This window comes from Aureimonas altamirensis, from assembly GCF_023702225.1.
Classification (GTDB): domain Bacteria; phylum Pseudomonadota; class Alphaproteobacteria; order Rhizobiales; family Rhizobiaceae; genus Aureimonas; species Aureimonas altamirensis_B.
The window spans coordinates 369,981-392,627 of sequence record NZ_JAMQCO010000001.1 but is presented as its reverse complement, the minus strand read 5'-3'; the positions used below and the strand labels follow the sequence as shown (position 1 = coordinate 392,627).

The following is a 22,647-nucleotide window of genomic DNA, read 5'->3' as shown; positions in this document are numbered from 1 at the left end:
ATTCGTGCCACCAATGTGCCCATCATGATTCGCTTGCCGCCGCATGGTGCGGGCGGCGCGCACGCAACCGAGGACAGGCTGCCAGATGGAATTCACGCTGCCCACGACCAATGCCGACTGGCTGCCCTTCCTTGCCGCCGTCGCCACCATACTGGGCGGACTGGTCCACCTGTTCGCACCGCGGCTTGCATTGCGGGCCTCCGGCGTGCCGGCCGGGCAGGCGCGGCCTGCGGCGCTGGCGCAGATCCGCGGGTCGCTCGGCGGCTTCTGGCTGGGGGCGGGCTTCGCCGGGATCCTGTTCTACGACCAGCCGATCGCGCAACTCGTGCTGGGGCTCGCCTGGTTGTTCGCGGCCTTCGGTCGGTTCGTGTCGATGCTGTCGGATTCCGGCCTGATCCTGGTCAACTGGGTGGCCCTGGCGATCCAGCTGATTCTGGCGTTCCTGTTCATCGGCCCCGTCTTCGGCCTCGCCCCGGCGTGAGCCTCCCGCATTTCCTGCGAAAAGCCGGGTTTGCGGCCCGCAAGACTCGACAAAGCCATGTTGTCGAGGCCGGATCGCTATGCTAGACGAACCCCCGATCGGCATGGCGAAACGGCATCAGGTGGTTTCGCTGCAATTTCAAGGATCGGTTCTGGTTTTCCCCGCCGCCTGCATCGCAGGGGAACGGGAGGGTCAAACTTCAGGAAGAAAAGCGGTCGTCCGTGGCTAAATCATCCTCTCCGGTATCCGGAGTCGCAGAGCGCTACGCCCAGTCCCTCTTCGAGCTATCGCGTGACGATGGCTCGGTCGAGGCGACGGAGGCGGAACTTCGCCAGTTCCGCACCCTGATCGAAGAGAACGCCGATTTCCGCCGCCTGGTGGAAAGCCCGGCCTTCACCTCGGAAGATCAGCTTCGCGCCGTCGGCGCCATCGTCGAGGCTGTCGGGCCTTCGATGCTCGTCGGCAACTTCCTCAAGGTCGTGGCGGCCAATCGCCGGCTCTTCGCCTTGCCGCAGATCGTTTCCGCCTTCATCGAGCTGGCGCGCGCGGCGCGCGGCGAAGTGGAGGCCAAGGTCGTCAGCGCGCATGCGCTTTCGTCGGAGCAGCGCGACGAGCTTTCCAAGGCTCTGGCCGCCTATTCCGGCAGGACAATCACCATGCAGGAAAGTGTCGACCCCGCGATTCTCGGCGGGCTCGTCGTGCGTATCGGCTCGCGGCAGATCGATACGTCCCTGCGCACCAAACTCAACTCGCTCAAGCTCGCGCTGAAAGAGGTCGGCTGATGGACATCCGCGCCGCGGAAATTTCCGCAATCCTCAAGAACCAGATCAAGAATTTCGGCAATGAAGCCGAGGTTTCGGAGGTCGGTCAGGTTCTGTCGGTGGGCGACGGCATCGCCCGCGTCTATGGCCTCGACAACGTGCAGGCCGGCGAGATGGTCGAGTTTCCGGGCGGCGTCCGGGGCATGGCCCTCAACCTCGAAAGCGACAATGTCGGCGTCGTGATCTTCGGCTCCGACCGCGAGATCAAGGAAGGCGATACCGTCAAGCGCACGGGCGCCATCGTGGACGTTCCGGTCGGCAAGGGCCTTCTCGGCCGCGTCATCGACGGCCTCGGCAACCCGATCGACGGCAAGGGCCCGATCGATGCCACCGAGCGTCGCCGGGTCGACGTCAAGGCGCCGGGCATCATCCCGCGCAAGTCGGTCCACGAGCCGATGGCGACGGGCCTGAAGGCCATCGACGCGCTCATTCCGATCGGCCGCGGCCAGCGCGAGCTCGTCATCGGCGATCGCCAGACGGGCAAGACGGCGATCCTGCTGGACACCTTCCTGAACCAGAAGCCGGCCCACGACGAAGGCCGTACGAGCGACCAGCTCTACTGCATCTACGTGGCCATCGGCCAGAAGCGCTCGACGGTCGCGCAGTTCGTGCGGACGCTGGAAGAGCGTGGCGCAATGGCCTACTCGGTCGTCGTCGCCGCCACGGCCTCCGACCCGGCTCCGCTGCAGTACATCGCGCCTTTCGCGGGATGTGCCATCGGGGAGTACTTCCGCGACAACGGCATGCATGCCGTGATCGGCTACGACGACCTGTCCAAGCAGGCCGTCTCCTACCGCCAGATGTCGCTTCTGCTGCGCCGCCCGCCGGGCCGCGAAGCCTATCCGGGCGACGTCTTCTACCTGCACTCCCGCCTGCTGGAGCGCGCCGCCAAGCTCAACGACTCGCTGGGCGCCGGTTCGCTGACGGCGTTGCCGGTCATCGAGACGCAGGCCAACGACGTTTCGGCCTACATCCCGACCAACGTGATTTCGATCACCGACGGGCAAATCTTCCTCGAGACCAACCTGTTCTACCAAGGTATCCGCCCCGCCGTGAACGTCGGCCTCTCGGTTTCGCGCGTCGGCTCCGCCGCGCAGATCAAGGCGATGAAGCAGGTTGCCGGCTCCATCAAGGGCGAGCTCGCGCAGTACCGCGAGATGGCGGCCTTCGCACAGTTCGGTTCCGATCTCGACGCCGCCACGCAGCGCCTGTTGAACCGCGGCGCGCGCCTGACGGAGCTGCTCAAGCAGCCGCAGTTCTCGCCGCTCAAGACGGAAGAGCAGGTTGCGGTCATCTTCGCCGGCACGCAGGGGTACCTCGACAAGCTCAAGGTCTCCGAGGTCGGTCCGTTTGAGCAGGGCCTCCTCACTGCGCTCCGCACCGAGCACAAGGATATCCTGACCACGATCGCGACGGAAAAGGCGTTGTCGGACGATACGCGCGGCAAGCTCAAGGCCGCTCTCGACCAGTACGCCAAGTCCTTCGCCTGATCGTAAGGCTAGGCTGAACCCGGAGACGCTAGAGACAGATGGCTTCGCTCAAGGATCTGCGAAACCGCATTGCCTCGGTCAAGGCGACGCAGAAGATCACCAAGGCCATGCAGATGGTCGCGGCGGCCAAGCTTCGCCGCGCCCAGGATGCGGCCGAGGCTGCCCGCCCCTATTCGGAGCGGATGGCCGCCGTTCTGGCCAATATCGCGAACGCCATGGATGATGGCGAGGCGCCCGCCCTGATGGCCGGCACCGGCAAGGACGATACGCATCTCCTGGTGCTGTTCACGTCCGATCGCGGCCTGTGCGGCGGTTTCAACGCGCAGATCGTGCGCCGCTTCCGGGAGCATGTCCGGAAGCTGGATGCCGAGGGCAAGACGGTGAAGATCGTCACCGTCGGCAAGAAGGGCTACGACATGATCCGTCGTGACCTTTCGGCCCGCATCGTCGAGCGCGTCGAGTTCGCCGATCCGAAGGCATCGGGTTTCACCCATGCCGAAGAGGTGGCCGAGACGGTGATGGGGCGCTTCGAAAAGGGCGAGTACGACATCGCGACGATCTTCTATTCGGAGTTCGTCAATGTCATCACGCAAAAGCCGACCGCCCAGCAGCTGATCCCGGCGACCGTGCCGGTGGCAGAGGGGGCATCCGTCGACGCCAGCGCCGGCGGCGCGCTCTACGATTACGAGCCGGAGCCCGAGGCGATCCTGGAGGATATCCTCCCGCGCAATGTGAAGGTGCAGATCTTCCGCGCCCTTCTCGAGAATGCGGCTTCGGAACAGGGCGCCCGCATGAGCGCCATGGACAACGCCACGCGCAACGCCGGCGACATGATCAACAAACTGTCGATCTCGTACAACCGCCAGCGTCAGGCGCAGATCACGACCGAACTGATCGAGATCATCGCCGGTGCGGAAGCGCTGTAAGACTTTAGTTTCGGGCCCCGACCGCCATCGGGCGGGGCCGCCCAATTCAACATCGAGGCGCGCGGGAGGCTTCTGGCCGGACGTGCGGTTCAAGCTGGTTTGAGAGGAGGCCTTCATGGCTGACACATTGGACAGGAGCGTGACCACCGGCCGCATCGCCCAGGTCATCGGCGCCGTGGTCGACGTCGAGTTCGACGAGCAGCTGCCGGAAATCCTGAACGCGCTGGAGACCGAGAACAACGGTAACCGGCTGGTTCTCGAGGTTGCGCAGCATCTCGGCGAAAATACCGTCCGCACCATCGCCATGGACCTCACCGAAGGTCTGGTGCGCGGCCAGCCGGTGCGCGATACCGGCGGTCCGATCGAGGTGCCGGTGGGCGACGAGACGCTCGGCCGCATCATGAACGTCATCGGCGAGCCGATCGACGAGGTCGGCCCGATCCGGACGGAAGCCAAGCGCTCCATTCACCAGCCGGCGCCGCCCTACATCGAGCAGTCGCCGGAAAGCCAGATCCTCGTTACGGGCATCAAGGTCATCGACCTTCTGGCGCCTTACGCACGCGGCGGCAAGATCGGCCTGTTCGGCGGCGCGGGCGTCGGCAAGACGGTTCTCATCCAGGAACTCATCAACAACGTCGCCAAGGCGCATGGCGGCTATTCGGTTTTCGCCGGCGTCGGCGAACGCACCCGCGAAGGCAACGATCTCTACCACGAGATGATCGAGTCCGGCGTGAACAAGGACCCGCACGAGCATAACGGCTCCACCGCGGGCTCCAAGGCCGCGCTGGTCTATGGCCAGATGAACGAACCTCCGGGTGCGCGCGCCCGCGTCGCCCTGACCGGCCTGACGATCGCCGAGCATTTCCGCGACCAGGGCCAGGACGTCCTGTTCTTCGTGGACAACATCTTCCGCTTCACGCAGGCGGGCTCCGAGGTGTCGGCGCTTCTGGGCCGTATTCCTTCGGCGGTGGGCTACCAGCCCACGCTGGCCACCGACATGGGCGCCATGCAGGAGCGCATCACGACGACGACCAAGGGCTCGATCACGTCCGTGCAGGCCATCTACGTGCCCGCCGACGATCTGACCGACCCGGCGCCGGCGACGTCCTTCGCCCACCTCGACGCGACGACGGTTCTCAACCGCGCCATCTCCGAGAAGGGCATCTACCCGGCGGTGGATCCGCTGGACTCCACCTCACGCATGCTGTCGCCGATGATCATCGGCGAAGAGCATTACGACGTGGCCCGGAAGGTCCAGTCGATCCTGCAGAAGTACAAGTCGCTCCAGGACATCATCGCCATTCTGGGCATGGACGAGCTGTCGGAAGAAGACAAGCTGACGGTGGCGCGCGCCCGCAAGATCGAGCGCTTCCTGTCGCAGCCCTTCTTCGTGGCCGAGGTCTTCACCGGGGCGCCGGGGCAACTCGTGCCGCTCGAGGATACGATCCGCTCGTTCAAGGGCCTCGTCGAAGGCGAGTACGACCACTTGCCGGAAGCGGCCTTCTACATGGTCGGCTCCATCGACCAGGCAATCGAGAAGGCCCAGCGCCTGGCCGCCGAAGCGGCCTGATCGAAACAGGAGAGGCGCGCCGCAGGACGGCGGGCCTTTCCGCCGTCGTTGCGGACCCGGCCCCTGGGGCGCGGGTTCCGTCGAAATACCAAGAGAGCGCTTCCCATCGCGGCAAGCGCGGTTTCAAGGCAGACGATCCGTGGCTGACAGCTTCAAGTTCGAACTCGTTTCTCCCGAGCGGCTGCTTCTTTCGGAGCAGGTGACGGCCGTGATCGCGCCGGGAACCGAAGGCTATTTCACCGTCATGGCGCATCATGCGCCTCTGATGACGACCCTAAAGCCGGGCGTGGTCCACGCGACGCTGGGTGGCGGCGGTGAGCGCCGGATCTTCATCCAGGGTGGCTTCGCCGACATCAATCCGGAAGGCTTCACCCTTCTGGCCGAGCATGCCGTTCCGGTAGAGGATCTGTCGGCCGAAGAGCTGGACAGGCAGATCCGCAACGCCGAAGAAGACGTTTCCGACGCCACCGACCCGGAGGTCAGGTCGCGCGCCGAGCATCGGCTTGCCGACCTGCATAACGCACGGGCTGCGCTGGCTGCGTAACGTCGCCTCGCGACGGGATATTTTTCATGGCCCTCCGGCACGTGCGTGCCGGAGGGCCATTTACGTTCGCCGTCCGGCGTGTCAGGCAATGTGCCGGAACTGTTCGACAACCGCCTCGTAGACCGGGCGCTTGAACGGGACGATCAGGTCGAGCACTTCGTCCATCGTCTTCCAGTCCCACTGCGAAAACTCGGCCTCGTGGCCGCCGGGGGGAGGGGCGATGCGGATTTCACCCTCTTCGCCTTCGAAGCGGAAGGCGAACCATTTCTGAGTCTGGCCGCGGAAGCGCCCCTTCAGCGCGATTCCCACAAGATGGGCGGGCAGATCGTAGTCGATCCAGCGGTCGGCTTCGGCAAGCAGGGAAACGCTGCGCATGCCCGTTTCCTCGTAGAGTTCCCGCAGGGCGGCGGGCAGGGGCTCCTCGCCCGGGTCGATGCCGCCCTGCGGCATCTGCCAGAGGCGTTCCTCCCCGTCCAGCTCGCCTTGCGGCAGGGCGATGCGCCGGCCTACCCAGACCTTGCCCTCGGCGTTCAACACCATGATGCCGACGCATGGGCGGTACGGCAGCGTTTCCGGATCGACAGTCGGCATCTATGTCCTCAATGCTCGGTCAAAACAAAAGGCCCCGGGGCGAACCCCGGGGCCGGATATGCGGATGCGGGACGCGGTCAATTGGCCGCCGAGGCCGCTTCCTGCTTGGGCGGGAAGGCCGCGTGGGTTTTCGTGCCGCGCAGAAGTTCCAGGGCATACTGGAGCTGGAGGTCGTCCTTGGCCTCAGGCGGCACGTAGTCGAGCGAGCCGGAGCCTTCGTCGCTTTCTTCGGCGCCCTGGATGTGGCCGCGCAGGGAAGACTCGCCTCGACGCAGGTCTTCATCGGCGGTCAGACCCATCTGCTCGCGGATCTCCTCGGGCAGCGGCTGGTCGACCACGATGTCCGGACGGATGCCACGGCCCTGGATGGAGGAACCGGACGGCGTGTAATAAAGCGCAGTCGTCAGGCGGAGCGAACCGTTGGACCCGAGGGGAATGATGGTCTGCACCGAGCCCTTGCCGAACGAACGTGAACCGACAACCGTTGCCCGGCCTTGGTCCTGCAGGGCGCCGGCCACGATTTCCGAGGCGGAAGCGGAGCCGCCATTGACCAGGACCACCAGCGGTCGGCCGTCGATGTCGTCGCCGGAGCGGGCGTTGTAGCGTCGTGTTTCCTCGGCGTTACGGCCGCGCGTGGAGACGATCTCGCCCTTTTCGAGGAACGCGTCCGAAACGCTGACGGCCTCGTCCAGAAGACCGCCGGGGTTGCGGCGCAGGTCGAGGACGTAGCCCTTGAGGTCGCCTTCCGGAATCTTCTCCTTGATGTCGGCGATCGCCTCCTCGAGGCCCACCGTGGTCTGCTCGTTGAAACGCAGCAGCTTGATGTAGCCGACATCGTTCTCAACCGTATGGCGGACCGAGGGAACCTTGATCTCGTCGCGCGTGATTGACAGGCGGATCGGCTGGGCGGCGCCTTCGCGGATGATGGTCAGGTCGACGGCGGTTCCGATGTCGCCCTTCATGCGGTCCACCGCTTCCGAAAGGGTCAGGCCGCGCACCTGCTCCCCGTCGATCTCGGCGATCAGGTCGTTGGCGAGGACGCCGGCCTTGTCGGCCGGGGTGCCTTCGAAGGGCGATATCACCTTGACCAGTTCGTTCTCCATGGTGACCTCGATGCCGAGGCCGCCGAACTGGCCGCGCGTCTCCGTGCGCATGTCGGCGGTCTGTTCGGGGTTCATGTAGCTGGAATGGGGGTCGAGCGAGGTGAGCATGCCGTTGATGGCGGTCTCGATCAACTTCTGGTCATCGGGCTGTTCGACGTACTGCGCGCGGACGCGCTCGAAGACGTCGCCGAATATGGCAAGCTGGCGGTAAGTATCCGATCCTGCTGCATTGGCGACGCCGGAATGGGCACCGACGAAGGCGGTCATCGCCGTCGCGCCCATCAGCGCTCCCGCGAAGAGAATGGAGAGCTTACGTATCATTCCTCGTCCTTCCAGATGGTCGCTCCGCCCACCAAGGCGCTGGATCGACCGGTTGCCCGTCCTTGCGAAACTCGACATAGAGCTCCGGTCCGCTCTCCGGCGGATACTGCCCATCGTCCCGCTCGGCCAGTCGCCGCGCCCCCATGCGTGCGACCGGTTCCCCGGCGAGGACGAATTGTCCGACGTCCACGTCGATTTCCGCCATGCCTGCCAGGACGATATGATAGCCATCGCCGGCATTCAGGATCAAGAGTTGTCCATAGGACCGGAATGGCCCTGCATAGAGCACTTCCGCATCCGCAGGTGCGGTGACCCTGTCTCCGAAGATACCGGCGAAGCGCATTCCGGAAGACGACCTTCCGCCTGCGTCCGCCTGCCCGAAGCCAAGGATCGTCTCACCCGACACGGGACGATTCAGTACGCCCTTCAATGTCGAAAATGCGGCGTTGCCACGCAATCTCGGCATGTTTTCGCGCAGGGATGCGATGTCGTAACGCGTTTCCGGCTGCGGGGCGGTCTCGTGCCGCTCCGGGGCGTCGGCCTTGTCCAGGGCGGCGATGAGCTGTTCCAGCGTCGCGGCCCGCGCCGAAAGGCGCTCCGCCCGCGCAGCCAGGGCCTCCGATTCGGCCTGCGAGCGGGTTTCCGCCTGCCGACGCTCGGCGATCAGGCTTTCAAGCCGGGCCTCCTCGACGCGCCGCGCCGCCAGCCGGTCGGCATAGGCCGCCTTGGCGGATTCCATGGCCGTTGACAGGGTTGCGAGTTCGTCGATTTCGCGGCCCAGGGCCGCGGTTTCCTGCTGCACGGCCGGCACCACGCGGCCCAGCATCATCGCGCTGCGCAACGCGCCGATGGCATCGTCCGGCCGCACGAGAACCGCCGGGGGCGGCGAGCGCCCCAGCCGCTGCATGGCGGCAAGCAAACCGGTGAGAACGCGCTGGCGCTCCGCCAGCGACCGATCCAGCTCGAGCGAACGGGCAGCCATCCGGCCAAGGCGCACCTCGAGCGCCGCCAGCTCTGCCGCCAGGGATTCGGCCGCCCGTGCACTGTCCACCAGACGGCGCGAAAGTGCCTCGCGATCGAGGGCCAGTTCTGCCGCCTCCGAGCGGAGGCGGGCAAGCGTTTCCTGGGTGATCCGGATCTGGCCCGAAATCGCCGCGAGCTCGGAGCGGATCTGCCGCGATCCGGCCTCCTGCGGACCGATGGCGGCAACCCGCTCCTCTGCGGCGGCCGGGAAGGGCCCCGCCGATACCGGCGCGATGAGGGCGAGCGGAATCCACAGCGTGGCGCCCCGGAAAAAACGCGACACCGATCCGCGGAAGGGCTGTGTTTCTGCGAAGATGCGCCGGCCCTTTCCCTGTCTCGCGATGCACCATGCGATGTTAGGACGTGCCGGTTAAAGAATCCATCCGCCGCAGCGGGCTTATCGACGATGATAGGGATGGCCGGCCAGGATGGTCGTGGCGCGATACAATTGTTCAGCGACGAGGATCCGCGCGAGCTGGTGCGGCCACGTCATCCGGCCCAGGGCGATCATGGCCGATGCCTGCGACCGGAGGGTCGGGGACAGCCCGTCCGGTCCCCCGATGACGATGCCGAGGTCGCGAAGCGGCTCGTCCCTCAGCGCCGCCAGATGCTGGGCGAATTCATCCGAAGTCGGCGTTCGCCCCGTTTCGTCGAGGAGCATCAGCCCGGCCTTGTCGGGCAAGGCGGCAAGGATGCGCGCCGCCTCGTCGGCCTTGCGCGCATCGGCATCCGCCGCCCGAGACTCGGTCAGTTCGACCACACCGGCGAAGTCGAGCCCGAGCGGAGCGCCGCTCTTGCGCAGGCGCGTCAGGTAGCGGGCCGCGAGCTCCTGCTCCGGCCCGGCCTTCATGCGGCCCACGGCGATCAGCGTCATGCGCATGCGCAGGCCCGCTCAGTGGAGCTTCGGATCCTGGTCCACGGCCGACCACATCTTCTCGATATTGTAGAAGCTGCGGACTTCCGGCCGAAAGATATGGATGATGATGTCGCCGGTGTCGATGAGCACCCAGTCGCCATTGGTCAGGCCCTCCACCTTGGCGGGACCGAGGCCATTGTCCTTCAGGTCCCTCAGGAGGTGGTCCGCAACGGCGCTGACATGGCGATGGGAGCGGCCGGAGGCGATGACCATATGGTCCGCGAGGGCCGACTTTCCCTTGAGGTCGATCGAGACGATCTCCTCTGCCTTGGAGTCGTCGAGGCTTGCGATGACCAGATCGATGGCGTTCCGATCGACCGTACGGTCGCCGGAGGGCGCGTCGGAAGCGACGTCCGGGACGTCCTTCGTTTCAGGCGCGGGGGTCAGTTGACAGGCTCCTTCTTGCTGCAAACGTTGCGGCGATTGTGTTCCAACTTGCATATCGTGTCCAGTTCGATGCCGATCAAGCATTGCCGCGCAATGCCGTCGATGAGAGAGCCGAGCGAGGCCCATGAAGGAAAACCCATGCCGGCGGCCGGGCGCTCGGCAGAGCCCGGGCCGAGCGCTCCGGCATACGCCAGCGCTGAAAGCGCTGCGCCATGGGCGAAGACAGAAGCGACAGGGTCGATCCCGGTCGGTCCACGACGGCGATCGGCATCGCCGCAGCGATGAATTGCCAGTCCTGCCAGCGGTGGAAGGTCGCCAGGCTGTCGGCGCCCATCAACCAGACGAAATCCACGCCCGGTCGGCGTGCGGCCACCAGCCGCACCGTATCCGCAGTGAACCGGATGGCCGCCGCCGCCTCGAACGCCGTGACGTCGATACGCGGGTCGCCGGCCAGATCCTCCGACAGGGCCAGCCGCTCGCCCAGCGGGGCAAGGACGCCATGGTCCTTTAACGGGTTGCCCGGTGTCACCATCCACCACAGCCGGTCGAGGCCGAGGCGGCGCAGCGCCGTCTCCGCCACGAGGAGATGGCCGCGATGGGGCGGGTTGAACGAACCGCCGAACAGGCCGACGCGCATGCCGGGCATGGTGGGCGGCATGCGAAGCGCGCGCGTGGGCAAAGGCCATTCGGGGGCTGAGAAGCCCGCGTTCACGGCCTCAATTGTCCGGTGCCATGGACGCGGTAGTTGAAGCTCGTCAATTGCTCTACCCCGACCGGCCCGCGCGCGTGCATCTTGCCGGTCGCGATGCCGATCTCCGCACCCATGCCGAATTCGCCGCCATCGGCGAATTGCGTCGACGCGTTATGAAGGAGGATCGCAGAGTCGATCGCCCGCATGAAGCGGTCGGCGGTCGCCTGGTCTTCGGTTACGATGCACTCCGTGTGGTGCGAAGAATAAGCGTCGATATGGTCGATCGCTCCCTCGACGCCGTCCACCAGTTCGACGGAAATGATGGCGTCCAGATACTCCGTCCGGAAATCCTCCTCACTTGCCGCATGGGCGGCCGGGTACAGCGCGCGCACGGCGGCAGAGCCGCGGATCTCGCAGCCCCTCTGCGCCAGGGCGTCGAGGATGGGGGCCAGATGCGTCTGCGCCACCGCCCTGTCGACGAGCAGCGTTTCGGCCGCTCCGCAGATGCCGGTGCGCCGCATCTTGGCATTGACGGCGATGTCACGCGCCATGTCCAGCTTTGCGGCCCGGTCGACATAGACGTGGCACAGGCCTTCCAGATGCGCGAAGACGGGGACGCGCGCCTCCGCCTGGACGCGCTCCACCAGGCTGCGGCCACCGCGCGGCACGATCACGTCGATCGCGCCGCCAAGGCCTTTCAGCATCTCGCCCACGGCGGCGCGGTCGGCCGTCGGTACGATCTGGATGGCGTCTTCGGGCAGTCCGGCCTCCCGCAGGCCGGCGGCCAGCGCTGCATGAACGGCAGCCGAAGAGCGTGCACCATCCGATCCGCCGCGCAGGATCACGGCGTTGCCGGAGGCCATGCAGAGCGCGCCGGCATCCGCCGTCACGTTGGGGCGGCTTTCGTAGATCACGCCGATCACGCCGAGCGGCGTGCGCACGCGTTCGATCCTGAGCCCGTTGGGCCGTGTCCATGCATCGATCACCGAGCCGACGGGGTCGGGCAGGGCGGCGACGGCCTCGATGCCGGCGGCGACAGCACTGACGCGGCTTTCATCCAGCACCAGCCGGTCGATCAGCGCGGGGGATAGCCCGGCTTCCCTGGCGCGGGCGACGTCCTGCGCATTGGCGGCCAGGATATCCGCTTCGGCACGCCGGACGCAGGCGGCCATGGCGACAAGCGCGCGGTGGCGCAGCGGCGATGGTGCCTGCGCCAGCACGCGCGATGCCGCCCGGGCGCGTGCGCCGATGTCAGCCATCACGCTTTCGATGCCGGGCCTTGCGCTGTCGTCACGCATCGTATCTCTCCGATTGCTCGCCGGACGCGCCATCGCCCTGTCTCGGGCTGACGACGAGATCGTCGCGGTGGATCATCGCCGCACGCGGCGCGTGGCCGAGGATGCGCTCCACATCGCCGCTCCGATGGCCGGCGACGGCGCGCGCGTCTTCCGCGTCGTAGGCCACCAGCCCGCGCGCAACCTCGTGGCCGGCTTCATCCTCCACCACGATCGTATCGCCGCGTCCGAAGGTGCCGTGCACGGCGCGCACGCCGGCCGGCAGCAGGCTGCGTCCGCGGCGCAGGGCGTCCACGGCCCCTGCATCCACCGTCAGGCGCCCCAGCGTGTTGAGATGCCCGGCGATCCACCGCTTGCGTGAGTTGACCGCACTGGAGGCGGGCGCGAAGAAGGTCGCGCGTTCGCCGGCCTCGATGGCAGTCAGCGGGCTCATGCGGTTGCCGGCGGTGACGATCATGGCGACGCCGGCTTCGGTGGCGATCCTGCCGGCATCGATCTTGGTTTTCATTCCACCGCGCGAGAATTGCGAGGCGGCGGCCCCGGCCATCGCCTCGATCTCTGGCGTGATGGCGGCGACATGCGGAATATGGCGCGCGTCCGGGTTATGGGCCGGGGGCGCGGTATAGAGCCCGTCGATATCGGACAAGAGCACGAGCAGGTCGGCGGACATCATCGTCGCCACACGCGCGGCCAGCCTGTCATTGTCGCCATACCGGATCTCCGCGGTGGCCACGGTATCGTTTTCGTTGATCACGGGGATCGCGCCGAAGCCGATCAGCGTCTTGATGGTGGCGCGGGCGTTCAGGTAGCGGCGTCGCTCCTCGGTGTCGCCCAGCGTCAGAAGAATCTGCCCGGCTTCCAGACCATGGACGCCCAGCACTTCGGAATAGACGCGCGCCAATGCGATCTGGCCGACGGCCGCTGCCGCCTGGCTCTCGTCGAGGCGCAGGGGCTTGGGCTGCAGCCGCAATACGTTGCGGCCGAGCGCGATGGCGCCCGACGACACCAGCAGCACCTCGTGCCCGGCGCGGGCCAGGCGTGCAACGTCATTGGCGAGGCTTTCCAGCCAGGCGCGGCGCAGCCCCGTCTCGCGGTTGACCAGCAGCGCCGAGCCGATCTTGATGACGATACGGCGATAGGCCGAAAGGGACGTGTCGCTCACCGACGCCAGTCCTCTTCGCTCATGCGATGGCCGAAGCGGCTTGCATCTTCCTCGGCCAGCCGCTCGACATCCTCGTCGGCGAAACTGTCGATCTGCCGGCGCAGCAGGCGCAAAGTCTCGGGTAGGCCTTCACGGCTGACGGCCGATAGGGCGACGACCCTGTGGCCCACTTCCGCCTCCAGCGCCGCCAGCTTTTCGGCCCGGATATCCGGCGCCAGGGAATCGATCTGCGACAGGGCGACGATCTCCGGCTTGTCGGTGAGGCCGCCTTCGTACAATTCCAACTCCCGGCGCACGGTGCGATAGGCATGCGCGACATCGTCCTCCACGCCGGAGACGAGATGAAGCAGGACGCGCGTCCGCTCGACATGGCTGAGAAAGCGGTCGCCGATACCGACCCCTTCATGCGCGCCTTCGATCAGGCCGGGGATATCGGCGATCACGAATTCGACGCTATCGACGCTGGCGACGCCAAGGTTGGGATAGAGCGTCGTGAACGGATAGTCGGCGATCTTCGGACGTGCCGCCGTCACGGAGGCGAGGAAGGTCGACTTGCCGGCATTCGGCAGGCCCACGAGGCCGGCATCGGCGATCAGCTTGAGCTGCAGCCAGATGGTCAGTTCCTCGCCCGGCAGTCCGGGGTTGGCGCGGCGCGGGGCCTGGTTGGTGGACGTCTTGAAGTAGGCGTTGCCGAAACCGCCATTGCCGCCGGCGGCGATCCGGAAAATCTCGCCCACTTGCGTCAGGTCGCAGATCAGCGTCTCGCCGTCCTCGGCGAAGACCTGCGTGCCGACGGGCACCTTCAGCGTTACGTCCGCGCCCTTGCCGCCCGTTCGGTTGCGGCCCATGCCGTGCATGCCCGTCTTGGCACGGTAATGCTGCTGGTAGCGATAATCGATCAGCGTGTTGAGGCCGGAAACGGCCTCGACGAAAACGTCGCCGCCGCGCCCGCCATCGCCGCCGTCCGGCCCGCCGAACTCGATGAACTTCTCGCGGCGAAACGAGACGGATCCGGCGCCGCCGTCGCCGGACCGTACATAGACCTTGGCCTTATCGAGAAACTTCATCTTGCGCCTTCATCCTTGGGCCGTCGGGAGCGGCGGTTCCGTCCACGGCGTGCTTGCCCCGTTTCTTAAGCCAACCACGCGAAGAATTGAACGCCCGCAGCGGCTTGTTTTGCGGCCGTCAGTTCACGTGGTCCAACTCGCCGGCGGGCACCGGCGTCGAATCCCGCACCCAGGACTTGAGCGACAGCCAGCAGCGTCGGTCCATGCGGTAGGATTCGCTCGCCACCCGGCCTGCGACGGCCGACACGTCCATCCCCACGCCCTGATAGTGGAAGCCGCATTTGTGGATCACGCGGCGCGAGGCGTTGTTGATGACGCGGCAGCGGATTTCCACCGCCTCGGCCGCGAGCTCCCCGAAGGCATAGTCGATCACGGCATGCGCCGCCTCGGTGGCGTAGCCCTTGTTCCAGAAGGGACGGCCGAGCCAGTAACCGAGATCCAGCGCATCGCTGTCGTCCTTCTCGCGCAGCGATATGAGGCCCATGAAGGCGTCGTCGTGGTTGCGCATGATGGCGAACGTCAGTTCGTGGCGCGTGCGCGCCAGAAATTCTTCAGCATCCTCCAACCGGTAGGGGTAGGGAATGCGCGCCGTCATCTCGGCGATGTGCCTGTCATTGGCCAGTGTCGCGATGGCGGGCGCATCGTCGGTCCGGACCTCCCGCAGGGTCAGTCGGCGGGTCGGTATCGGACTGAGTTCTTCCTCTATCCACAAATCATCCGTCGGCATCGGGGTTCTCTTTTCACGAAAAGAAACGGGGAGATGGCGGCCCATCTCCCCGTTTTTCCGCTTTACCCGAACCTGTTCGGTTAAAGCGCCGGGTCGGTGGGACGCCGGCGCTTGGAAGCCAGCGTCACTCGGCGGCTTCGGCGTTCGGCATAATCGATACGTAGGTGCGCCCTTGCGCTTTGGTCTGGAAGTTCACGACGCCATCGGTGGTCGCGAAGAGGGTGTGGTCGCGGCCGATGCCGACATTAACGCCCGGATGCCAGCGCGTGCCGCGCTGACGCACGAGGATGTTGCCGGCGATGACGCGCTCGCCGCCGAATTTCTTCACGCCGAGGCGTTTGGACTCGGAGTCGCGACCGTTGCGGGAAGAGCCGCCTGCCTTTTTATGTGCCATTGTTCAGTCTCCTGATCTCATCCGCATGGTGGAGCCCATCCGGGCCGCGCTGCCATGCATTGTCGATTTCGTTCACGCCGGCCGAAGCTGGCCTGGTCTGCGTCGGGCGGGGCCGGTCAGGCCTCGTCGCCCGCGGCGTCCTTCTTCTTGGTGGCGCGGGGCTTCTTGGCGGCTGCCTCGGCGCCCTCGGCCTTTTCGGCCTTCGGCTTGGCGGCGCGCTTGGGCTTGTCGCCCTCGGCGGCCTTGTCCTCGACCTTGGTCTCGCTGGCCTTGGCGGCCTTTTCCTTCTTGGCCGGGGCCTTGCCGTCGGTCAGGATTTCGCTGATGCGCACCAGCGTCAGGTCCTGGCGATGGCCGCGCGTGCGCTTGGAATTCTGCCGGCGACGCTTCTTGAAGGAGATCACCTTCGGGCCGCGCGTCTGCTCGACGATCTCGGCCACGACGCTGGCGCCGGCCACGAAGGGCGCGCCGATCGTGGTGCCGACCATCAGCACCTCTTCGAAGGAGACGCTGTCACCGGCTTCGCCGGCGACACGCTCGATCTTGAATTCGTCGTTGGCGGCGACGCGATACTGCTTACCGCCGGTTTTGATGACTGCGAACATGTCATGTACCTTTGTCAGGGGATCGGCTCTCGGCTTTGCCGGGCCATCTTCTTTTGGTTCTTGAGCGTGCGGGGCGGCGGGAATATCCTGCACGGACAGTCCTTGGACCCGCGCGCTCCATAGCCGATCCGCCACGCCGCGTCAACGCCGCAAGCCCGGCATCTGCGGCGCGCGGAGCGTTTCGCCGCCCTCTGCTGAAATTGGCTCTTGTGCGGCGGGGGCAAGCTTTGATATGCAGCGCACGCGCTTAACGGGGCGCACCACGACAGTCCGGTTTCACCGGCGGCCGGAGAGGTGGCAGAGTGGTTGAATGCACCGCACTCGAAATGCGGCATACGGGCAACCGTATCGGGGGTTCAAATCCCTCCCTCTCCGCCAAATCTACCCAAGTTTCTATATTGTTAAGTCGATTGGGGCCAAGCTCGGGCGGATGTCATAGCCTCGGTTTGCGTTGGGCATATCGGGCGCCGCGGCCGCGGCACAACGGAGTAGCTGCGCCTTGATCAGCCGGCGAGTCGGGCAATTTCGCAGGCGTTCCGGAGCCAGACCTCAAACCTATCCTGAATGTATGGGTCGGCGAGCACGCTAGATTGAAACGATGGGAAGCCTTTGAGATTCTCCGTTGTCAACGTTCCGACAGCATCCTTCAATCCATCCAGCATGCGCTGGCGATCGGCTTCTTTTGAGAGTGCAGGACGTTTGTGCAGCCAACGCAGAGACAACGAAATCCCGCCTTTGCCCGGCCAGAGATGCATGAGATAGACCGCCCTTCCGTCGTCACCTCGGACGCGTGCTATTATCGATCCCTGCTGGTCAGACACCAGCACCTCGCCTCCAGCTTCTTCGACGTACCGAATGAAGACCCGCGCGCCTGCCATCGTGGTTTCGCCCATAGGTGAGACATGCCGCTGTATCCATTCGTCGAGCGTCAGGGTTTCCAATGCCTTTGATGAGCGTTTATTGGCAACTGCACGCTCGGTCTCGCCGAATACACGCGGGCCAAGCGTCACCGTCCCATCCTCGCCGGCGAACCAGCGGAGTTCGATTGCCCGGACATCTGCACGCATCTGTTCATTCAGGAATTCGACGATCCGCGCCAGTTCGCGCGGGATCCTGTCTGCAACGAATACGAGCTTGATATTGCCTGCCTTGAAGTTGGCATCGACCTGATTCCAGAAAACCTCGGGATCCCGATCGCCGATAAAAGCCAGAAGCGCCCCGTCAGGATTTCCACCTGCCTCTGACACGGTGTTGGCGAAGCTCTCCGCGATGCGGCCCGCCTGCCAATAGGCCGTAGCATTCGCGGCGTAATCCAGCATCTGGCCAACCACTTCACGACGCAGTCGCGTATCGACGGCCCTTTTCAATTCAACCAGAACAGGAATGCCCTCACGCGTGACGAAGAGATGGTCGAGAGACCATCGCCCGCCGGCGTCCGCGCCATCAGCGATGATCTGCTCCCTCCGGATCAGCAGCAGGTCACCGTCGCCATCCATAATGAGTTCAGGATAGCGTGCGACCAATTCCTGCATTCGGTCCTCGCTGGCCGGTGCGGCTGGTGACATTCGGCTCAGGCTGCCGTCTGGGCTGACCATGTAGAGTAGGCCCTCGGTCAACTGTTATTCCTTCAAGCTTGCTGTGGTGCGGATAGGAAGAGCATGTGCAGGTGAGGAGATATTCAGGCACGAGCCGGTTCGTTGTCGTAGGCTTGAGCGTCCGCATCGCTTGTGCAATTCGCTCCACACGTCGTCGGCATCGATCCCTTCAACAATGATCTTCCCGTCAGCCAGGCAAAAATCCGGCCACCCTGCTGGACCAACCGCAAAGACATTTTGCCAGTTGCACCGGTCTTGATTGTCCGGGCTTTGATAGCTTCTGCCACTTTGCTTGCACTCCTGGCTGTTAAGATACGCAAGCTGGATCGTTGGCCAGGCGCACGCTAATTTGCTGCTAATCCAGATCGACCAGTGTAGCCGAATATGTCTCGAGCGATTTTGCGCCGCTCACCATGCCGTCCATGTAGCGTGGTTGCCCGACGCTGCCTTTCAGCCAACACTCACCTTTGCGCCTGACGAATGTGAAGGCGATACACTGTTGATTGGCAACACAGGCAAGTCGACATTGCTGGGGTGTCGATGCTGCGTCATGGGCTCGCCTGCTCAAATCGCCGCCCGGTAGGTCGACGTTCTCGAAGATGCCGGTCTTCGGGTCGATGATGCCGAGCGAGACAGTATCCGGGCTCGGATCGGACGGTCGCAAAAGTTCACCGGAAATGGCAACGGCGTTGCCGTCAGCCATGGCACGGCGCGCCTTTAGAAAGCAGTTGGGACCTCGAACGAGTCGATCATCCGTGTTGAAGGTGAAGGCCTTGCATTGGTCTCCGAACGATAGGCACTTCATCGCACAAGCCGGTGCATCAGCGACGCGGCTGGATGCCAGATCCTCACCGAAAAAGTCCAAGCCAGCGTATAGCGCCAGCCTGTCGGGCCGTCTGGTATAAGCTTCGATTGCCGAGATGCGTGATGCCGAAGCACCTTCAAGGCTCGGTCGGCTCCCTTCGATTTCGGCCAGCGAAAGAGCGTCGGGTTGGCTTTCTACAAGTGAAGACGTGCCGAGTTCGGATGACGTTTCCGCCACCGACGGCGCGATTGGCCCCAAGCCTCGACGGCGATTGATTCCAAATTTCTCGATCTCTGCCGATGAGAAGACGTACATGTCATCCGGCGGCGTCTTGAACATCACTGTCAGCACCTGGATCGGAGTATCGAACCGGTCCAGGACGTCGAGTATATCGGAAATCGAAGTCTGCGCTCTGACTGCATCATTCGCGCCGTTGCGGATCTGATGGACCCCAAGATCACCATCTGCCTGACGTTCGACGCCCGCCAGAAAAACGAAAGAACAGGCTGAGAAGCATTGAGAGCCGCTTGGGATGAGCGTTGCCAAGCCGCGGACGTGAACATCATCGGCGATCAGCAATCCCGCCGAAACCAACCCGCCCCCGCTATTGAGAACGACGAGCCTGGCATTCGGCGCAAACGCGAGGGCGCGTCTAAAGTTAAGTGGGTCACCCTCCTCGATGTCGCCGTCGAGGCGGATGACTTCCGGATGGTCGGTATCGACCGTAAACGGCCCAAAGGACTGCACCTCAGCATGAGCCGGGCACGCAGACAGCAGGATCATTAGCCAGAGGGCTCTGAGAAAATGCCTAACTTGGAGAACACGCACCGAACTTGCCTCAAGCTTGCGGAGCTATACGAAGCCATGAATCGTATGCTTTCGACAAGTCTGCATTTGCATGCCATTGGGTGACGGGTTCATTCACCGTTTGGGTAGGCCGGTGATGTTCATCACTTGGCGGTATGCTTGACTGATTCGGCGCTTGCCACCGAGCTTGTATCAGTCGACCAGAGCACACGCGGTATTCCGTCAGATGGTGAACGACCGGAGTGACCTTGTCGAAAGCAGCGCCGACCGAGGCGACCAGGCCCATGTTCGTCCCGCGCCCGCATCAGATCGAGGCGCGGGATTCCATTCTTGCCGCCAGAGCGCTGGGACGGCCCGGTTTCCTGCTTGGCGACCTGACGGGGTTGGGAAAGACCCTGTCGGCATGGAGCGCCATCGGCGCGATGCCGGACCCGGACGTGCTGATCATCTGCCCGAAGGGAGCGATCCCGCAATGGCAACGCACGATCGCCGGCTCGCCCGACACCGGCAAGAACGTAACCATCATGAACTTCGAGAAGACGAAGTCCCTGATGGCGCCTCCGAGCGTCAGCACGCGGCGCTCGACCCGCGCAAAGAACAACGAACTGGCCAAGCTCGGGGCGCTGAAGCGGCGCTGGCCGCTTGTGGTGATCGACGAGAGCCATCGCATTCGCAACCCGGCATCGCAGCAGGGCCTCGTTTGTCGTCACCTGGCCGCAGCCGCCGACTTCACGATCTACATGAGCGCAACGGCCGGCCAGTCCCCGCACGAACTGTCCTATCTCGGCAAGCTTCTCGCCTTCGCGACCGGCGGACAGTCGGGCGACATGGACGAATTCCGCGCCCTCATGAAGCGCCTTAAGATCGGCCGGCCGCGGGGCCGGTGGAAGAACTGGAGCTGGGAGCCTAACGAAGCCGATCGAAGCATGATGTCGGGATTGCTGTATCGAGGCGAGAACGCAATCGGCTTGCGCCGGCGGCCCGAACAAGTTTTTCAGGGCGTTTTTCTTAAAATGGATCAAAGGTTTGGGCCGGCGCCGCGTGCGCCGGGGCGCGCGCTTGCGCGCATTCTGAAGGCCGGCATCTGCCTTATCGCGATTGCCGGCTCCGGTATGGCGCGCGGCCAGGACGCTGACGCCGACACGGATGTGCGGCTGGACGAAATCCTCGTCCTCTCGACCCGTGTAGAGAAGCGGTTGCTGGATGTGCCGCAGACGGTGTCGGTGATCGACCGCGCGCAGATGGACGAGCGCAATGTTCGGGATATCCAGGATCTGGTTCGTTACGAGCCGGGCGTCAGCGTCGGCCGCACGACCTCCATCACGAATCCCTGGGGTCAGTTGTCGGGATTCACCATTCGGGGCATGAGCGGCAACCGCGTCCTCATGACGGTGGACGGTTCTCGCGTGCAGGAGCAGATCACCGACGGAAGCCGCGACTTCTTCGACATGTCCAACTTCAAGCGCGTCGAAATCGTGCGTGGGCCCAACTCGGTCCTGTGGGGCGCCGATGCGCTGGGCGGCGCGGTGATGTTCCAGACCCGCGACCCTTCGGACCTCCTGATCGGGGCAAACAAACCCTGGGCGCTGGAGCTGAAGGGCGGATACGACAGTTTCGACCGATCCTTCCGCGAGCAGGCCACGGGCGCCTACGACTTCGGAGACGTATCGATCCTGTTGAGCTACGGGCGCCGTGACGGGCACGAGGCGCGCCTGTCCAATGCGCGGGCCGATGGCGGTATCTGGGGATGTTCGCGCCCGACGATCGGCTGCGACCGCCTGTTTCCCGCCGACACCGGCGTCGACAACGGCCTCGCCAAGCTGGTCTGGACGCCGAACGGCGAACACACCATCAAGCTGACCGGCGAGTGGTTCGAACGCAACACGCAGGTGGACCAGCTCTACGACATGTCGGCCTCGCCATCCGGAATCCCGACCACGACGGCTTATGTGAACGAGGCCTATCCGCGGGATCTGGAGATGAGCCGCAGGCGCATTGCGCTCCAGCATGAGTGGATCGTGGGCGCGTCATGGCTCGACAGCGTGAACTGGTCCGTTTCCTATTCGCCGCAGAGCCGCGTGACCGACAGCACGCAGAGGCGGCGCTATGCCAACCGGACGCTGACGGTGAACCAGTATCGCGACTACAGCGAAGACTTCCTGGAAGCCGATCTTCAGCTCCAATCCTCGTTCGCGTTGCCCGGAAGCCAGCATAGGCTGACCTACGGGTTCGACGGCGGCCACACGAAGGGCGACTACGCAGGTATCAACACGACCTTCAATTCGCTGACGGGCGCGACGATCGTCGCCGAAAACCAGGGCTTCAGCTTCCCACGCGTCACGACGGACCGGGCGGACTTCTACGTTCAGGACGATATCGCTCTGCTGGACGGACGCCTGACCGTCACGCCCGGCATGCGGCTGGCGCATTATGCGATCGACCCGACCGGTGATGAAACCTATCCCGGCTTGCCGGGCTTCGAGCCAGAGAAACAGTCCAATACGGAGCTGCTGGCCTCGATCGGCGCCATCTACCGCTTCGACGACACCTATTCCGCCTATGCCTCGTTCGGGCAGGGGTTCAAGATGCCGACCTCGCAGCAATTGTTCCAGTCGAGCACGGATCCCTTCTCGGGAACCGCCATCATTCCCAACCCGTCCCTGAAGGCCGAATCCGTCGATGCGTACGAAGCCGGTGTCAGGGGACAGTTCGGCCGTGCCTATTTCAGCGCGGGCGTCTTCTACTCGCAGTACAAGAACTTCATCCGCAGCTTCCAGCCGACCACGATAACGGACCCGAGCGGCACCGTCGTGACCGCCTATACGTTCGACAATGTCGAAGACGTGAATCTGTATGGCGTCGAGCTGGCCGGCGAAGTCGAAGTTGCCGACTATACGAGGCTGCAGGGCAGCCTGAGCTGGAGCCGCGGCAACCAGCGTGTCGCAGCGGCCGCGGGCAAGACCTTCTTCGACGGCGCCGTGCCGATCACCGCCATCGTCGGCGTCACGCAGCAGATTCCGCAATACGACCTTCAGTTGGAGCTGTTCGGCACCTTCGCCGCAGGCAAGACGAGCGCCAGCGACGAGGCGATCTTCCTGCCGTCCAGCTACGCCTTGTTCGATGCCTATGCAAAATGGACACCGCGCGAGAATTTCGAGTTGACGTTCGGCGTCGAGAACATCCTCGACAAGCGCTACTTCCCCAACACGCTTCAGAACTACAATGTTACGCCGGCATCCGCCGCCGTCGCCAACGTGAACCCGCTCGAGCTGCAGACAGGTCCAGGCCGTGTGTTCAAGGTCGGCGCCACGGTGAGGTTCTGATCC

General features: G+C 64.7%; 21 protein-coding genes and 1 tRNA gene. 8 read left to right on the top strand and 14 right to left on the bottom strand.

The features are described from left to right. Positions 1-85: 85 nt before the first annotated feature. From NDN16_RS01865 to NDN16_RS01840, 6 genes are all read left to right on the top strand, one after another. The gene (locus tag NDN16_RS01865) at positions 86-481 is read left to right on the top strand and encodes a DUF4345 domain-containing protein (protein ID WP_251111910.1); all 396 of its coding nucleotides are present in this window, start codon (positions 86-88) and stop codon (positions 479-481) included. A gap of 221 nt (positions 482-702) precedes the next feature. Then, positions 703-1,263 (top strand): F0F1 ATP synthase subunit delta, encoded by a 561-nt coding sequence (locus NDN16_RS01860; RefSeq protein ID WP_251111909.1) that lies wholly within the window; start codon positions 703-705, stop codon positions 1,261-1,263. Then, positions 1,263-2,792, top strand: coding sequence for a F0F1 ATP synthase subunit alpha (gene atpA / locus NDN16_RS01855; protein WP_251111908.1), 1,530 nt, complete (start codon positions 1,263-1,265; stop codon positions 2,790-2,792). Before NDN16_RS01860 ends, atpA begins: the two co-directional genes overlap by 1 nt. Positions 2,793-2,830: 38 nt before the next feature. After that, entirely contained in the window at positions 2,831-3,718 is an 888-nt protein-coding gene (locus tag NDN16_RS01850) for a F0F1 ATP synthase subunit gamma (RefSeq protein ID WP_251111907.1), read from the top strand. A 115-nt stretch (positions 3,719-3,833) separates the two neighbouring features. Then, positions 3,834-5,288, top strand: a complete 1,455-nt coding sequence (atpD, locus tag NDN16_RS01845; RefSeq protein ID WP_251111906.1) for a F0F1 ATP synthase subunit beta — start codon at positions 3,834-3,836, stop codon at positions 5,286-5,288. 139 nt (positions 5,289-5,427) lie between these two features. Beyond that, positions 5,428-5,832, top strand: coding sequence for a F0F1 ATP synthase subunit epsilon (locus tag NDN16_RS01840; protein WP_251111905.1), 405 nt, complete (start codon positions 5,428-5,430; stop codon positions 5,830-5,832). A gap of 81 nt (positions 5,833-5,913) precedes the next feature. Here NDN16_RS01840 and NDN16_RS01835 read toward each other — a convergent pair whose 3' ends face one another. The 12 genes from NDN16_RS01835 to rplU form a co-directional block, all read right to left on the bottom strand. Further along, positions 5,914-6,423, bottom strand: a complete 510-nt coding sequence (locus tag NDN16_RS01835) for an RNA pyrophosphohydrolase (protein ID WP_251111904.1) — start codon at positions 6,421-6,423, stop codon at positions 5,914-5,916. 77 nt (positions 6,424-6,500) lie between these two features. After that, the gene (locus NDN16_RS01830; RefSeq protein ID WP_251111903.1) at positions 6,501-7,847 is read right to left on the bottom strand and encodes a S41 family peptidase; all 1,347 of its coding nucleotides are present in this window, start codon (positions 7,845-7,847) and stop codon (positions 6,501-6,503) included. Next, positions 7,837-9,153 carry a murein hydrolase activator EnvC family protein gene (locus tag NDN16_RS21025; RefSeq protein WP_251111902.1) on the bottom strand — a complete coding sequence of 439 codons (1,317 nt, stop codon included), beginning with the start codon at positions 9,151-9,153 and terminating at the stop codon, positions 7,837-7,839. The genes NDN16_RS01830 and NDN16_RS21025 overlap by 11 nt, the downstream gene beginning before the upstream one ends. 114 nt (positions 9,154-9,267) lie before the next feature. After that, complete coding sequence (gene rlmH / locus NDN16_RS01820) at positions 9,268-9,750, bottom strand: 23S rRNA (pseudouridine(1915)-N(3))-methyltransferase RlmH (RefSeq protein ID WP_251111901.1); 483 nt, start codon at positions 9,748-9,750, stop codon at positions 9,268-9,270. A gap of 12 nt (positions 9,751-9,762) precedes the next feature. Beyond that, positions 9,763-10,089, bottom strand: coding sequence for a ribosome silencing factor (gene rsfS / locus NDN16_RS01815; protein WP_251112085.1), 327 nt, complete (start codon positions 10,087-10,089; stop codon positions 9,763-9,765). Positions 10,090-10,249: 160 nt separating this feature from the next. Further along, positions 10,250-10,852 (bottom strand): nicotinate-nucleotide adenylyltransferase, encoded by a 603-nt coding sequence (locus NDN16_RS01810; RefSeq protein ID WP_435301040.1) that lies wholly within the window; start codon positions 10,850-10,852, stop codon positions 10,250-10,252. Positions 10,853-10,881: 29 nt separating this feature from the next. After that, positions 10,882-12,162, bottom strand: coding sequence for a glutamate-5-semialdehyde dehydrogenase (locus NDN16_RS01805; protein ID WP_251111900.1), 1,281 nt, complete (start codon positions 12,160-12,162; stop codon positions 10,882-10,884). Continuing rightward, positions 12,155-13,321: a glutamate 5-kinase gene (proB, locus tag NDN16_RS01800; RefSeq protein ID WP_251111899.1), complete on the bottom strand. Its 1,167-nt coding sequence runs from the start codon at positions 13,319-13,321 to the stop codon at positions 12,155-12,157. Before proB ends, NDN16_RS01805 begins: the two co-directional genes overlap by 8 nt. Continuing rightward, complete coding sequence (gene obgE, locus NDN16_RS01795) at positions 13,318-14,388, bottom strand: GTPase ObgE (protein WP_251111898.1); 1,071 nt, start codon at positions 14,386-14,388, stop codon at positions 13,318-13,320. Before obgE ends, proB begins: the two co-directional genes overlap by 4 nt. 118 nt (positions 14,389-14,506) lie before the next feature. After that, the gene (locus tag NDN16_RS01790) at positions 14,507-15,115 is read right to left on the bottom strand and encodes a GNAT family N-acetyltransferase (protein WP_251111897.1); all 609 of its coding nucleotides are present in this window, start codon (positions 15,113-15,115) and stop codon (positions 14,507-14,509) included. 124 nt (positions 15,116-15,239) lie between these two features. Continuing rightward, positions 15,240-15,509 carry a 50S ribosomal protein L27 gene (gene rpmA, locus NDN16_RS01785; RefSeq protein WP_251111896.1) on the bottom strand — a complete coding sequence of 90 codons (270 nt, stop codon included), beginning with the start codon at positions 15,507-15,509 and terminating at the stop codon, positions 15,240-15,242. A 116-nt stretch (positions 15,510-15,625) separates the two neighbouring features. Beyond that, positions 15,626-16,114: a 50S ribosomal protein L21 gene (gene rplU, locus NDN16_RS01780; protein WP_251111895.1), complete on the bottom strand. Its 489-nt coding sequence runs from the start codon at positions 16,112-16,114 to the stop codon at positions 15,626-15,628. Positions 16,115-16,402: 288 nt separating this feature from the next. Here rplU and NDN16_RS01775 point away from each other — a divergent pair. Then, a tRNA-Ser gene (locus NDN16_RS01775) sits at positions 16,403-16,492 on the top strand. Positions 16,493-16,617: 125 nt separating this feature from the next. Here NDN16_RS01775 and NDN16_RS01770 read toward each other — a convergent pair. After that, positions 16,618-17,646, bottom strand: coding sequence for a hypothetical protein (locus tag NDN16_RS01770; RefSeq protein WP_285292296.1), 1,029 nt, complete (start codon positions 17,644-17,646; stop codon positions 16,618-16,620). A 418-nt stretch (positions 17,647-18,064) separates the two neighbouring features. Then, positions 18,065-19,297, bottom strand: a complete 1,233-nt coding sequence (locus tag NDN16_RS01765; RefSeq protein WP_251111893.1) for a PAN domain-containing protein — start codon at positions 19,295-19,297, stop codon at positions 18,065-18,067. Positions 19,298-19,605: 308 nt separating this feature from the next. On the opposite strand from NDN16_RS01765, the gene NDN16_RS01760 reads away from it, so the two are divergent. Further along, entirely contained in the window at positions 19,606-22,644 is a 3,039-nt protein-coding gene (locus tag NDN16_RS01760) for a TonB-dependent hemoglobin/transferrin/lactoferrin family receptor (RefSeq protein ID WP_251111892.1), read from the top strand. The last annotated feature ends 3 nt before the right edge of the window (positions 22,645-22,647 follow it).